At 51.6% G+C, this 13728-nt stretch carries 16 protein-coding genes; 3 read left to right on the top strand and 13 right to left on the bottom strand.

Translation table 11 applies throughout. From position 1 onward, the window contains the following. Window positions 1-33 precede the first annotated feature (33 nt). From GN112_RS33140 to GN112_RS33130, 3 genes are all read right to left on the bottom strand, one after another. A complete protein-coding gene (locus tag GN112_RS33140) occupies window positions 34-1671 on the bottom strand; it encodes a class I adenylate-forming enzyme family protein (protein ID WP_162459238.1) in 1638 nt (545 codons plus the stop codon). Between the two features lie 252 nt (window positions 1672-1923). Further along, a complete protein-coding gene (locus GN112_RS33135) occupies window positions 1924-2502 on the bottom strand; it encodes a TetR/AcrR family transcriptional regulator (protein WP_155314020.1) in 579 nt (192 codons plus the stop codon). A 128-nt stretch (window positions 2503-2630) separates the two neighbouring features. Further along, window positions 2631-3038, bottom strand: coding sequence for an SET domain-containing protein-lysine N-methyltransferase (locus tag GN112_RS33130; RefSeq protein ID WP_155314019.1), 408 nt, complete (start codon window positions 3036-3038; stop codon window positions 2631-2633). 326 nt (window positions 3039-3364) lie between these two features. On the opposite strand from GN112_RS33130, the gene GN112_RS33125 reads away from it, so the two are divergent. Continuing rightward, entirely contained in the window at window positions 3365-3511 is a 147-nt protein-coding gene (locus GN112_RS33125) for a hypothetical protein (RefSeq protein ID WP_155314018.1), read from the top strand. Between the two features lie 69 nt (window positions 3512-3580). Here the strand turns inward: GN112_RS33125 and GN112_RS33120 are convergent, their stop codons facing one another. Further along, entirely contained in the window at window positions 3581-4129 is a 549-nt protein-coding gene (locus GN112_RS33120; protein WP_162459237.1) for a universal stress protein, read from the bottom strand. Window positions 4130-4155: 26 nt separating this feature from the next. Beyond that, window positions 4156-4278, bottom strand: a complete 123-nt coding sequence (locus tag GN112_RS35020; RefSeq protein ID WP_269434965.1) for a hypothetical protein — start codon at window positions 4276-4278, stop codon at window positions 4156-4158. Window positions 4279-4909: 631 nt separating this feature from the next. On the opposite strand from GN112_RS35020, the gene GN112_RS33115 reads away from it, so the two are divergent. Both GN112_RS33115 and GN112_RS33110 read left to right on the top strand, forming a co-directional pair. Beyond that, window positions 4910-6106, top strand: coding sequence for a TetR/AcrR family transcriptional regulator (locus GN112_RS33115; protein WP_155314016.1), 1197 nt, complete (start codon window positions 4910-4912; stop codon window positions 6104-6106). A 161-nt stretch (window positions 6107-6267) separates the two neighbouring features. Then, entirely contained in the window at window positions 6268-6621 is a 354-nt protein-coding gene (locus GN112_RS33110) for a hypothetical protein (protein WP_155314015.1), read from the top strand. A 32-nt stretch (window positions 6622-6653) separates the two neighbouring features. Here the strand turns inward: GN112_RS33110 and GN112_RS33105 are convergent, their stop codons facing one another. The 8 genes from GN112_RS33105 to GN112_RS33070 all read right to left on the bottom strand — a co-directional run bounded on the left by GN112_RS33105 (window position 6654) and on the right by GN112_RS33070 (window position 13713). Continuing rightward, complete coding sequence (locus tag GN112_RS33105; RefSeq protein WP_155314014.1) at window positions 6654-7391, bottom strand: HesA/MoeB/ThiF family protein; 738 nt, start codon at window positions 7389-7391, stop codon at window positions 6654-6656. 9 nt (window positions 7392-7400) lie between these two features. Continuing rightward, window positions 7401-7925 (bottom strand): hypothetical protein, encoded by a 525-nt coding sequence (locus GN112_RS33100; protein WP_155314013.1) that lies wholly within the window; start codon window positions 7923-7925, stop codon window positions 7401-7403. A gap of 21 nt (window positions 7926-7946) precedes the next feature. Continuing rightward, a complete protein-coding gene (locus GN112_RS33095) occupies window positions 7947-8243 on the bottom strand; it encodes a ubiquitin-like small modifier protein 1 (RefSeq protein WP_162459235.1) in 297 nt (98 codons plus the stop codon). Continuing rightward, on the bottom strand, window positions 8240-9172 hold the full coding sequence (locus GN112_RS33090; protein ID WP_155314011.1) for an NAD-dependent epimerase/dehydratase family protein: 933 nt from the start codon (window positions 9170-9172) through the stop codon (window positions 8240-8242). The genes GN112_RS33095 and GN112_RS33090 overlap by 4 nt, the downstream gene beginning before the upstream one ends. Before the next feature lie 25 nt (window positions 9173-9197). Beyond that, a complete protein-coding gene (locus GN112_RS33085) occupies window positions 9198-9803 on the bottom strand; it encodes a DUF4125 family protein (RefSeq protein ID WP_155314010.1) in 606 nt (201 codons plus the stop codon). A gap of 1 nt (window position 9804) precedes the next feature. Beyond that, the gene (locus GN112_RS33080; RefSeq protein ID WP_155314009.1) at window positions 9805-11511 is read right to left on the bottom strand and encodes a vWA domain-containing protein; all 1707 of its coding nucleotides are present in this window, start codon (window positions 11509-11511) and stop codon (window positions 9805-9807) included. 9 nt (window positions 11512-11520) lie between these two features. Beyond that, a complete protein-coding gene (locus tag GN112_RS33075; RefSeq protein ID WP_231717204.1) occupies window positions 11521-12390 on the bottom strand; it encodes an AAA family ATPase in 870 nt (289 codons plus the stop codon). A gap of 165 nt (window positions 12391-12555) precedes the next feature. After that, window positions 12556-13713 carry a glycyl-radical enzyme activating protein gene (locus GN112_RS33070; RefSeq protein WP_155314008.1) on the bottom strand — a complete coding sequence of 386 codons (1158 nt, stop codon included), beginning with the start codon at window positions 13711-13713 and terminating at the stop codon, window positions 12556-12558. Between the last annotated feature and the right edge of the window lie 15 nt (window positions 13714-13728).

Genomic DNA, 13728 nt, shown 5'->3' with positions numbered 1-13728 from the left:
CTTGATGCTTTTCTGCTAAATCTTTATGAACAATCAGTTCAGCAATCTTTTTAATATCTTACCCGCACCGGACTTGGGCAGGGCTTGCTGGAATTCAACTTCCCGGGGGCGCTTGTAGGAAGCCATGTTTTCCCGGCACCAATCAACGATGTCCTTTTCCGTGACCTTGTCCTGATACTCATCTTTCAAAATCACAATTGCCTTGGGCGACTCTCCCCGGTAATCATCGGGAACGCCGATCACGGCCACTTCGAGGATGGCGGGATGGCGGCTCATGATGTTCTCCAGGTCGCTGGGATAGACATTGAATCCGGAGCAGAGAATCAACTCCTTTTTTCGGTCGACAATTTTCAGATAGCCCTCTTCATCCAAAAAACCGATGTCGCCGGTATAGAACCAACCGTCGCGGAAGACGTCCCGGGTTTCCTCCGGCTGGTTCCAGTATCCCTGCATGACCGTGGATCCTTTGATGACAATTTCGCCTTCTTGATTGGGTGGCATCTCCTTTTCCCCCATTTCAAGATCAACGATTTTAAGGTCGTTGATCATGGGAATCCCACAAAACCCCTCTTTCCATCGGCCAAGCGGGGTATGCACGCCGCCCGAGGCGAGGATCTCGGTCATACCGTAACCCTCACCCAGTTGGCTGTTGGGCGCCAGTGCTTTAATGCGCTGCTGTAGGCTGAGCGAAATCGGCGAACCACCGGTAACGATGACCCTTAAGGAAGAGAAGTCGAATCCCTCTATCTCCGGCATGTTGACCAGGTCGGTCAGCATGGTGGGGGCCGCCACCCAGACCGAACAACCCCGCTCGGCGATGACCCTGGCGATCGTCTGCGGATCAAAACGGGTAATCACCAACAGGGTGCAACCCGACACCAGGCACGGCACCATGGTCGCCTGCAGTCCCATGATGTGGAAGAACGGCGCCACCCCGAGGCTGGTATCCGCTGTCGTCAAACGGTACCAAGCCCGGTTGATCAAAACGGCCAGGGTGAAGGCGCGTACGCTGATCATGGCCGCCTTGGGCACGCCTGTGGTGCCGCCGGTCAACTGGAGCATGGCCAGATCCGCATCCATATCATCAATACGGCACACCGATTCCGGCTTCCCCGAGGCGATCAATTCCTGGAAATCGACGGTTCCGGGAAAGGATTCGTTGGTGCCCAGTGCCTCGGGCGGCGGGGAAAACTGCGGATTTTCCGGAATATAGTCGGACAGCCGGGCCACAATAACCCGCTCGGAGGAGGGAAGATTGATTGTTTTGTTCAGTTCCGCGAATAGGCTGTCCTGAACGATGATGGTCTCGATCCCGGTTTTTTCGATGATCGGATCCAGTTCCATGGCTTTGAACATGGGGTTGAGATTGACCACGATGCCACCGGCACGGATAACCCCGAAGAAACTGATCACGTAATGGGGGCTGTTCTGCAGAAAAACACCGACCCGATCGCCTTTGTTCAATCCCCGGTCGATCAAAGCATTGGCAAATTGATCGATCTTGCGATTCAGCGTCGCATAGTCGATCTCATAGCCATAAAAGTAGATGGCCACGGCATCCGGTCGCTCGGTTGCCCGGTCCCTGAAATACTCGGTAAACGGTTTGTCTGCCTCTATGTTTTGTGGAACCCCTTCCGGCCATACCTGTTGCCAACACGCATATCTGTCCATCATCCCTCCTTGCCATGATTTCCGCCAGATACCCAATTTCCTATGACTTCTGATCGGTTATTGCTTTCATAAAATATAGGGATGGATTCCGTTCATAAAAAAACGGCGTCCATCAATGCATCATCTAACGGACGACCTGAACAGCCATGTTTGCACTATCCCGCAAAAAACATGACCGGCCGACCGGTCAACTTAAAGTCCCAAAAAATTACGCCACACTGTAACGCTTTTCGCGGCCGATTGTGTTTTTCGTTAATCCGTGTCGCCGCAGGAGTTTAAAATACCGTTGAAAAACAAATCAGCGAAAGTGTCGGCCAGTTGGTCGGCTAATTCCTTCCGCTGGTAATCGAACCAGTAAAAAGTCCACGAACACATGCCGATGGCGGCAAAGGTGGTGAATGCCTTTTGCGGGGCGCGCACTTTGCCCTGGGCCTCCATTTCCGCAATGGTGTCATAAATCAGCTGATACAATCGGTTGTGACGGGCCTGGATGATTTTTGAATGTTCAGGATCTAAACGATGAGCCTCGTGCACCATGATGCGTGATCGACTGTCGTTGGCCAGAAGCCGGGTGTACCCTTTAATGAAATAACGCAGCCGCTGCTCAGGATCTTCGATTTGTGCAGCGTCATCCAGAATGGGCGTAAGATATTTTTCCATCTGGTACTCGATTATGGAAAAAAGCAGTTCTTCTTTGTTGGAAAAATAATGGTAAAGAATCGCCTTACTTGCGCCAATCGCTTTGGCGATGTGGGACATGGGGGTGTTATCGTATCCCCGCTCACAGAACAGGTCCAATGCTTTTTCACAAATTACCACTTTTTTTGACAATGAACGCTCCTGATGAAAACGATATTGACCGGTCGGCCGGTTAAGTTAAATTAAAACGGTTTCTGATCGGGTGTCAATATTTTTTTACAGGACAATCAAAAGGGAACAAATATTTTTATCGGCAGCCCTCATTCAGGGGCCAGTTCCCTGGATTGCCACCACTCTTTCCCGTAGTTGACAAAAAGCTGTTTTCCGGCAGGAACGTCCTTGATGGTATGAAAAACGATCAGGTCACGTTCCGTATCGTGCCAGTATTCGGTATTGTGCGTATCGGCATGGTTGAAAAGGCTGCCCCAACCGAGCACCAGGGAATAGTAATCCGACTCGCCGTTATCCTCGGCCGACTCCAGATTGAACACATAGTCGTCCAGCGAACTGGCACATTCATCGGCTTTTATCCGTAGATAAGGGCACTCTTCAAGTGTTGTGTTTGCAGGCAGAAAAGTGGTGGTAAAAATTCCATGGCCGAAATCGCATTCTGAAATAACAAGGTCGGGATGTCGGTAGAGGGGATTCAGCTTGTTTTTCGTTGGCATGGTCAAATCCGAAACAGGGGTCAATTCAGTCGGAATTGTTTACCAACCCGCAGGGGCAAAGTCAATCCATGGTTCGGCGGGCAGCGGAGGCCTCTAAGGCGATTGGCGGATAAGAATATACCAGGATGCGCCGGATTTTCATTCGTATTCAAGGCGGGCTTTTTTACGCATAGTGGGGGTATGTGTGGAAAAGCCCAACGCAGAAGACGCATGAAAAGCAGACGGCCTCGTGCAAACGATATTGATCGCAGTGCCGTCAGGCACGCGGATCGGTCAAGACAATCGGTTTTGATGATTTCCACGGATTACCAAAAAGCGGGGGTATCATGAAAAAAACGGATTTGGTCAGTATTGGAAAAATAGCGCTGATTGTCCTGTTATTCAGCCTGACATTCACCGTCTCCGGGTATGCACAAACGGTCAGGTTCAGCAGTTCGGCCCAGCTTTATGGTATCCTGCCGAAGTCACCTTGATCCGAATCGCGATCATCGCGGGCAATACCCGCCAGTGTTGAGGACTTGGCCCAAAAGCCCCCAGGGTCATTAGATACGGACCGGGGGAACAAGTGTCACCGGCACCCGGGCTTGTCGCAGCACGTCCTGAACGGTTTTTGAAACGGCGGCCTCTTCCGACGAACGGGCATGAGTGCTGAGGATGATCAGGTCGCTTTTCTGTTCTTCGGCCACGGACAGGATCTCTTCAACGACGTCACCGGTGTTGACGAGAATTTCGTCGTCGGGGGGAGGATTGTCCGTCCCCGCCCCTTTATCCCCAACGCTGTCCGAAAATTTGGCCAGCGAAGCCCTGAACTTGGCCAATGCATCCTTGATAATGTCGACCTCTTTACGCTTGCCAATCAAAACCGAGCGTGCATCATTTTCGTAATCCTGCATGATCGATTCAAAACTCCCTTTGCCCAATAGCTTGTTAATGCGCATTTCCAGGGGGCTCGAAAGCGGTTTTGGAACGATCACATGGAGCAGGGCAATCTGTCCGTTCAGGGCCGATGCGAGATCGAATGCATAGTTGTACGCATTTCTGCAATCTTCGGACAGGTCCGTGGCCAGGAGTATTTTTTTAATGGCTTCCATCGCCTTCTCCCTCATGAATGGACCCGTCAGGCCGTGTCGATGCCGGCACGGCCCGACGAGGGGTTGTGTCGCACAGCGGTTACCATGTCGCCACTTTTCACGATTTCAAAATCGACACCACATTCGGGCTTGATCTTAAATTCGCCCATCTACTACACGGTGGTATAATAAGATGAGATAGTGCGGGACATTTTAAGCTCGATCTGATACAAGAAAATAAGGAAGCTGCAACTTACTTATTTTCAAGGAAAAACCAGATCGAGCCATGAATACAACATACAACGAATCCTTGAGTGCGGCAAGTGGAAAAGAATCATGGAAACGAGGCGATACCGCAAAACGGGTTTATGATTTTGAGACAAGGGAACAAAGTGTGAGCCAGCGTGATTTTGCAAAAAACAACAATGTTCCCCGATCGAGCCTGCGGTACTGGGTTGCCCGGAAAAACAATATCGATGCCTGAGCGTCAGCTGAGAATACGCGGCCAAGATGGTTATGAACGATCTCCAAGGGATATGAATTCAACCGTGCAAAAAAAATGGCTCATCGCGGATTAGTGTGAAAATCAAACATGTGGTTTTAATTTTTGATGTAAAATCAATGGGTAAAATATCTATGACTTTGATCATAGGGGAAAATCACACTAATCCGCGATGAGCCAAAAAAATCGCTTGATCTGCAATTTATTGAATACAACTCAGGTATATGGTACCCCAAAAATAAAATTCTACCATTGAATGAAACGACCATATCCGCTTTGTGCCATGTGAGGAGAATGGGGTGGCAGAAAATAATAAACAACAAAAAATTCTTAGCGCTGCCAGTGAAATTATTGCTGACAAAGGTTTGCGTGAATCAACGATAACGGAGATTGCCAGCCGGGCCGGTGTCGTTGATTCAATCATCTATCACTATTTCAAAAACAAGGAAGACCTTCTTTTCTGCGCCTTGGACGCACATCTGAAATCGTCCATCGAAGCCATCAATTTTCAGTTCCAGGGAATTATCGGTGCACCGGCAAAGCTTGGCAAGATGATTTGGTATCATCTGCATTCAAACGATTTTAATCAGGGAAATGAAAGAATCGTCAAGCGACTGCTTCTGGAGTGCCGAGCCAACAAAAAGTTTTACCGACACGAAAGTTACAATTCCCTGAAGCAATACGCCGGGGTTTTGACGGGCATTCTCAAGGAAGGTGTCGCAGAAGGGGCCTTTCGTGGCGATTTGAATATTGCTGTCGCGCGGGATATGATTTTCGGGCTGTTGGACGAAGAGTCGCTGTCTTGTCTGGCGGCCAGGGAGTTGACCGCGACGCTGCCTGATTTCGATGATATTATGTCGTTTGTTCTGGCGATGGTTGAAGCGCCCCCCGTCGATCATACCGCCACCAAAAAGGAGGATAAAGCCAAGGCAGTCCTTAACGCCGCCACCACCATTTTCTCTCAAAAAGGGTTTAACGGTGCCACAATGCTGGAAATCGGCAATGAGGCCAACGTTGCCGAAGGGACTATTTATGAGTATTACATCAATAAACAGGATTTACTTCTTTCCATCGCCAAGGAACGCTTTGAAAAATTTAAAGTCGACCTTGACCAAACCTTCCAGTTGGATGATCCGCTAACCAAACTGAGACGAATCATCTGGAATCACTTTCTCATTTTTTTCACCAACCATGAATTTTTAACCCTGTTCCTTAACGATATCAAACTGAACAAGCATTTCTACAGGACCGATTCGTATGTATATTTTATAAACTATTTCAGCAAGCTGTCAGAGATCTTGGGCGAGGGGAAACGCGCCGGGATTTTCCGTCAGCAAGTCAACAACCGGATCTATCGAAATCTGTTCATCGGATCCTTCACCCACATTCTTCTTCGCTGGCTCTTCGTCTCTACACCGCCCCCCCTGACGTTCATGCAGGAATTCTCGCATGCCGTTGATTTGCTGTGCAGAGCGGTGACATCCCGTCACGTGTGATCGACGGATTGATAACGTTCCCTATGCTTTCGTTTCAGCTCGACCTTTTTGATTTTTCCCCATACCGTGGTCGGCAGTTCGTCCATAATCACAATGCTTTTCGGAATCTTGTATCTGGCCATTTTTCCGGATAGGAATTCATGCACCTCCGAGAGAATGCTATGAATATCAATCAGATAAATCATATTGATGCGGGCCCGCAACTCGACAGCCTGGTGGCCGCAGAAATCATGCAGAATAAAGTCGTTGACGATGCCACGTTCGGTCTCATGGAAATGCACACCAACAACGATGGCATCAATGTTTATTGTCCGTTGCGCGCCTATTCAAAAGACCTTCGCTCAGCACAAATGGTCATCGCCAAAATGGTTCGGATGGCCTATCTTGAAGCTTCTTATTGGCACACCGAAGACAGGCCGGATGTCATCTGCAGAGCCGCCCTGAGAGCCGTTTTTGAAAGAAGAAAGCATGACGCCGCACGGAAAGCGCGAGCCAACCTGAAAATTGTCAAGTAGTGTTCATCCATCACTGACGCATTGGCCTGTACTCAGTGACCACAATCCGGGCAGTTCGGGTTGCGGGATATATTCAATTCAGAGAAATTCATATCCAGCAAATCCACAAAAAGCATCCGTCCCAGCAGCAGCGTTCCCGTGCCGAGAATTTGTTTGATCGCTTCGGCAGCCTGGACCATGCCGACGATACCGGGTGCCACCCCCATCACCGGGACCACCCGGTCGGTATCTCCGGGGCTTGAGGGATAAAGGCAGCGATAACAGGGCCCCTTGCCGGGGACGATAGTCATCACCTGGCCTTCGAAACCGCTGGCCGCGCCGTAAATCCACGGCGTTCCACTTTTCATCGCGGCGGCATTGATGCGATAGCGGGCGGCAAAGTTGTCCGTACAATCGATTATCAGGTCATAGTCCGCAAACACCGTGGTCAAAGCCTGCGTCGACGTCAATCGCTGAGCGATGGTGTTAACGGTCACCCCGGGATGAAACGTTTCCAGGCACTGCCTGGCCGAAGCCACCTTGGTCATCCCGATACGGGAGGCATCATGCAAGATTTGACGGTTGAGGTTACTGATCTCAACCCGGTCACTGTCGGCAATACCGATGGTGCCAACGCCTGCGGCAACCAGATAATAGGCGGCCGCTGAGGCCAAGCCACCGGCCCCCACCAGAAAAACAGCGGCCCTGGCCAGTCTTTCCTGGCCTTGCCGTCCCACCTCGGGCAATAGGGTTTGCCTGGAGAATCGCTTTTCCGCATCTGACGCGTGCATGCCGGATCCTTACTGCATCACGCCCTTGAATTCGGCGTCTTCGTCGGCAAACATCGTCTCGAAGGTCTGCCTGGCATCCGCGCGAACCTTGTCCGCCGCCTCCCCGCTCAGCGATTTGCCTTCGATCCATTTTTCAAGCAAGTGCCCCCCCGGCATCCACCGTTCCATGGTTTCCTTCTCAAAGACCCACATCTTGTCCGCAACCCCGATGGATTCGAGGACGCCCCAGACATCATCGCGCTGTCTGAAATCGCAGTAGACACACATGACACATTCGCCAAGTTCAAAGGCCTCAATGATCTCACGATCATATTTTGCCGCCGGGATGACCTTCTTCTCCACAAAGGGGTCCATCTGCCGGGCAAAATCGGCCAATGTCTCCGTGTTTCCGAAAAACACCCATTTTCCCCAGTATTGCAGATATTCCCCGTTGGTCAGCGGTTTCCCCGCGTAGCGAACATAGTTGTAACCACGATGGACATGCTCGCTGGAAACAACAAAAATGAAATGCGATCCGGGTCTGTCGACGATCATCTTGCCCTCCTTGAAACATTTTTATCCCGCAGCCACGGCAGGAATAATATTGACCACATCGCCCTGTTTCAATGCGGTTTTAAGGCCGTTCAGATATCGAACATTGTCCCCATTGACATACACATTGATACTGTCGCGAAGATCAACGTCGGCGCTGCAGATCTTGGCTTTGATCCCCGGGAATTGGTCCTCGAGATCGTTCAGCACGGACGCGAGATCATCTTCACCGTTCACCTTGCAGCCGATCTGCTTTTGATTGCCCGTATGACGGGCCAGGGCGGTTGCCAGTTTCACCGTAATACCGAACTTTTCCGTCATTGATATACCTTTCTGCGCCGTAGCACGCATTGATAATCCTTCCACGTTTTGGCCATGCCGATGATGAACGGCGTATGTTCATAAGCGAGCGTCTGGCACAGTTTGCGCCCGTCATATAAAAGATGCTCGTCCGGTGGAAACGGCATGGGGACTTGTTGACGAACGATCTCATCCATGCTCAGCGCCCGTCGCTGGAGTTTCCGGCCGGTGATTTCTTCGATCACATCGGCCATGCGGCGGTAAGAGATCATCTCTTCACCGGCAACGTTATACGCCTGCCCCATCACCGCCTGGTTCTCAAGACAGGCCATGATCAGTTCGGCCAGGTCCTCGACCCAGACGAAACTATAAAAAATATGGGGATCAACGGGGACGACCAGGGGGGTGCCCGTAAGGGCGTGCTTGAAGAAAAAAGACTCCCGGGGAGCATAGTTGTACCGACCATAGATAATGGCCGGACGCAAAATGGTGTAGTCAATCTTCTCTGACCGGCACTTTCTTTCAAGGACGCGTTCCGCCATCCATTTCAGATAACCATAATCGGCAAACTCGCCCAACTCAGGTTGCGGTGCATCCAGCTTGGGCGCCTGTTCGGGAATCGGCACCGTTTGCGTGGGCGCATAGATCGAGGTGGTACTGATGAAGATATAATGGCCGATGGTTCCGGGAATATGGCTGAGCATGGAATCGATATGCGCCGGGGTGTACGCACAAAAATCGACCACGGCATCCCAGTGCCGATCCGGTATGCGCTGCTCAATATCGTCAGGGCGCTCACGGTCGCCGGTGATCTGCGCCACCCCCGGGATGTTGACGGGCAGATTGCCGCGGTTAAAAATATGGATGTCGTAACGATCCAGTGGGGACAGCTGTTCAATGAAAACTCTGCCGGCGAAATAACTTCCGCCAATGACAAGCAATGATTTCATCTGCTTCCCCCCTTCCCCCAGCACATTAAGTGTCGATCTCCTTTGACCAGAACGCCTCGGCCGCCTCAATGCTCTCAAACCCACTGTTGAGAACAAGGTGGTTCAGCATGCTCAGGGAGTAGTTCATTCCCGAGCGCCGGGCCATCTCGACCCACTCGTAGTATATATCCAGAGCGGTATCGCCGTATGTTTCGAGTTCGCTGCGCAGATACACGGAAAAGTTATTCCCGTCATCGGTCCGATCGGTCCCTCGGCAGGAGCGCGCGTATAACGCCGGATAGCGCTCGCGAATGGCCTGCTGCCATTGGGCCTCAATGGCCACGATTTTATCGATCACCGGGTTGGTGTTGATCGGCGGGATCAGGTTGTCCATACGGGCATATTTCTCGGTAAGCAGATTCCGCCCGTGCCGTTTGGCGGCGGTCAGTTCGATCAAATAAGCGGCCATCAACTTGCGCGGCCACAGTTGAAAAATGCTGCCGCGGACTTTTCGAAACGTCTCCGGACTCTCCTGGCAGGACGCCGGGGTAGCGCTTTTTACCGCCTGGAACATCTCCCATTCCCGGTCAAGAATCTCCTGCATGAACCGTTCACGCTCCCCTTTTTCAATTACAAGTGAGCTTTTTTGCATATTAACTCCATTTGCTCTTATTTAAAAGGGTTCTGAACAGAAGGGGCAATGAATCGACGGAATCGACAAACTGGACCAGGTTGCCATATTCGGCGATCAGTTGCTCTTTGCTCTTCTTTCCACACCACATGCCAAGAGTCAGCAGATTGACACGCTTGCGCTGGCATGTACGAATCGCATTTTCGACACCGCACCCCCAATTGGAGGCACCATCGGTCAGATGGATGATAAACGGTTTCTTGTGGGAAGATTTGAACCTCAGGATCGAGGCGATGATCGCCTCTCCCGAGGCTGTTTTTCCGTGAGGGAAAATGCTGTAAAATTTATCGCGCTGATAAAGTTCGGTCAGCCGGCAGACATCTTTGAATTCATTATAGGCAAAAAGCCGTGCATTTTTGTTGTACGACTTGAGCGCCGTAAAAAGGGTTTGGTAGATCTCTTCGGCAAATTCCCATTTGTGTTGTGACGCCATGGAGCCGGTGGCATCAATGAGCAGAATGATATCGTTGACCAGTTCGAAGTCATCCTTTCCGGTCTGAAAAATGGTGCCTGTCGTGGGAGCGCGATAGAGACGGCGGCGGTCGATCTTGCCGGTTCGCAGTCCTCGGTTGAACAGGGTGATTTTCTGGGCGGTGGTCTTGATCACCAACTTGAGATGATGCAGCAGTTTTTTATTGATACGAACCTGTGCCGGCATGACAATATCGTTGATTTCGACACGCACCACATCGGCCTTGTCATCAAAAACGATCTCCTTTACGCGGTCGGTAAAATCGATCGTCCGCTTCGGCAGGATCTTCTGTATTTCCTTTGAGAAATAGACCGGTGGGGGGGGCGCGTCCTCATGCCCATCCGGTTCCAGCACATTTTTCCCGACCTTTCTCAACAAAAGAAAGGGGTCCTTTGAGTCGGTGGCCCAGTATTTGATCATCTCAAAGAGGGTGGGCCAAAGCAACTGGTAGAGATTGACGCGGAAATTGCCCCTTTCGGTAACCCCTTGAATGCGCGGGCACGTATCCACAAGCGGCTCCACCAGGGTGTTCAACAACTCGATGGGTTTTTTATAGAATTTTTCCAGACTGGTCTGCTTGGAAATCGCGCGGGAAGACGTGTCCGTATACGGTTGCTTGTATTGGGTACCGCTTCGGTCGGCCGCGATCCCCCACCAGATATGGAGCAATTCCGATATGGTCGGCGGATGCGAGGCCCCGTCGAAAGCCGTGTTGATCGCATGGGCGCGGTGCGCTTCGGTGTAAACGCCCAAGACGGTCCGGTTGGACAAGCAGTCCAGGTAAACGTTCTCGCACATATTGAAAAACAATTGAAATTTATATGCAAACCGGGTCGGCAGTTTCGCCTGGGCCTGGGCCATTTCATAAAATCGCCCGGACCATTCGGTTTTGCGATACGCCTTGCGGATGGTAAGTCCCAGAATACGGTCGGTTTTGATCGCCGGTACAGGATACTGTCCCATCACCGGAGCGGGATCGATGGCAATGGCGCCGCTGGCATCCATTCCGGACCAGATAATCGTGCCGCTGTTGCGACCGACATAGGACGCCACCTTGCGCATGCCGCTGAGCAGTCGGGCCATCTCGTAGGCCGCAATGGGGGATTTGTTTCTTCGCCAGAATTCGGAGTATCCCGGCTCTGCGGAAAGGCGGAAACGGTTGACCACCGTTTCGTCGCCGATTTTTTCGATATCCATGCCGGCGCCCTACGATACCATTTCCGGGGTAAAGCGAAGGTAGTCCAAATCGCTTTTCTCGGTGATGCCCTTTTCAATCTGCAGGGACAGCAGGATCGACTCGAGGGCGTCCTTGCCGGTCTGGAGGCAGGTGACAATCGCATCTCGAAGAGTGCCGCCGGCGGCGACCACCTCACCGATCATCAGCGTGGTACGCGTGGAAATTTCAAGTGCCATATCTGAATTGCCGCGCAGGGAGCCGATCGCTTCGATAATCTCATCGGCCTGGCTCTGGGAAATACCGGTTTTTTTGATCAGCACCTCTTTTTCCACCACTTTGGGCAGGTAATCCATGAGCAGGATATAAAACCGGTCACGCAGGGCGGGATCGAGCAATTCCGTACCGATGTACTCATCGCCTTCATTCAGGGTGGCGAAGAAAGTGACACCGTCGGCAACTTTCAGGGTGCCCAATTCGTCCATCCAGACTTCCCGGTCATCGGACAGGATCGAGAAGAGCATGTTCAGCGCCTTGGGATGTTCGGGGCGATTGATCTCCTCCAGATGAATCACGCAATCGGGTGTCTGAATGGCTTGCGGAAAGAGAAATTGCTTATACCGGGTTTCTCCGTCTTCAAGGGTATATTCGCCAAACAGCTGTCCCGGTTCCGACAGGATCCCCACCTGAAACGTGGCCAGTGGTTTTTTATAGACCGCGGCATACTGTTTGACGATGGAGGACTTCCCACATCCCTGCCGTCCGGCGACCAGCACATTGACCGGATGCTTCCGGGAAATGGTGTGAATGATCCTGAGCATGTTCAGGGTTTCATTGTCCGTGTAATAATACGGGTCATGCTCCGGGATCAGCAAGGTATTGTTTTTCGGGTATGAATTCAATGGTCGCTACCTCTGGTCGGCGCCTTCTGAAATGCGCTTGGGGGTTCATCATGGCGGAGCTTGGAATGATTCGCCAGAAGTGGGCATCAACACGCTCGGGATGGGGAATACGGCGTTAAGCCGGTTCTCCCAACATTCTCCTACGGATGTGCGCCGCCCCCTTGTTCAAGCGGAAGAGACCGCATTGAACAAATTGGGCATATAACCGACGCTGCCGTTGTCGGACCCGATCAACCCGCCGACGGTGGGCTTCCAGGGGCCGTTCTTCTCGATCAGTTCACGATAATCCTCGATATCTTCTCTAAAGATGTTCGGAAACCCCTTGAAAAAATGTTTTCTCCCGAGCTTTTCGTATTTTTTATCCGCAAAATTATGATAGGGCATGAGGTCGATCCCCACCACCGCCTCGCCCAGGGTTTTGGCAAATTCGACGATACCGCGCGCATGACCCAGATCCCAGTAATTGACATCGTGAACGATCACGCAGCGCAGCCTGATTTTTGTGCCAAAGGAGGCAATTCTTCTTACATTCTCCAGGATCAGCCGATTGGAAACACCGGTCCATTTTCTGTGTTTGGCATCATCCAGCGTCTTGATATCGAACAACACAAGATTGACATAGGGAAGGATTCGTTCAATGGTTTCCCACTTGGCCAGGCCGGTGGTATCCAGGGTCGTATGGATGTGGTCCTGACATGCTCGTTCAAACAACTTCCGGGTCACGTCGGGCTGCATCAGGGGCTCACCACCGGAGATGGTCATGCCGCCTCCTGATGTTTCATAAAACCGTCTGTCTTCCAACACCTCCTGGTAAACGTCATCAACGGTGGTGCATCGCCCCGCAGTGGTCAGCGCCCCGTAATGGCAGGCATTGACGCACTCCATGCATCGGACGCATTTATCCCGGTCAAAGCGCGGGGGGGCGATCTCGGCGGCCATGGATTCCTCGTCGGCCATGGCTCGGGTCGAGCGGACCATCTCTTCAGACCCGAACGTACCGTCCTTGATCTTGTCCAGGATCGAACCCGACGAAGAGATGATCGGTCTCACCTCGATATCTTGCACAAATTTTCGTTTTACCGGGGGTTGGATCGCATCCTCGGGGCAAACTTGCGCACATGCCCCGCAACGAACGCATTTTTCTTCGTCAAAAAAGAAATCCTGCAACGGACTGATGGATTCAGGATTGTGGCACCAGGCACATTGAAGCGGGCAGCCTTTGAGAAAGACGGTGGTTCGGATACCCGGTCCATCGTTTACCGAAAAGCGCTGAATATTGGTGATGAAAAACTGTTCGTCCCGGTTGGTTGATTCATTTTCCATACAAAGCCCCCTTCC

The organism is Desulfosarcina ovata subsp. ovata, from assembly GCF_009689005.1.
GTDB lineage: Bacteria > Desulfobacterota > Desulfobacteria > Desulfobacterales > Desulfosarcinaceae > Desulfosarcina > Desulfosarcina ovata.
This window is presented reverse-complemented; position numbering and strand designations above follow the sequence as displayed.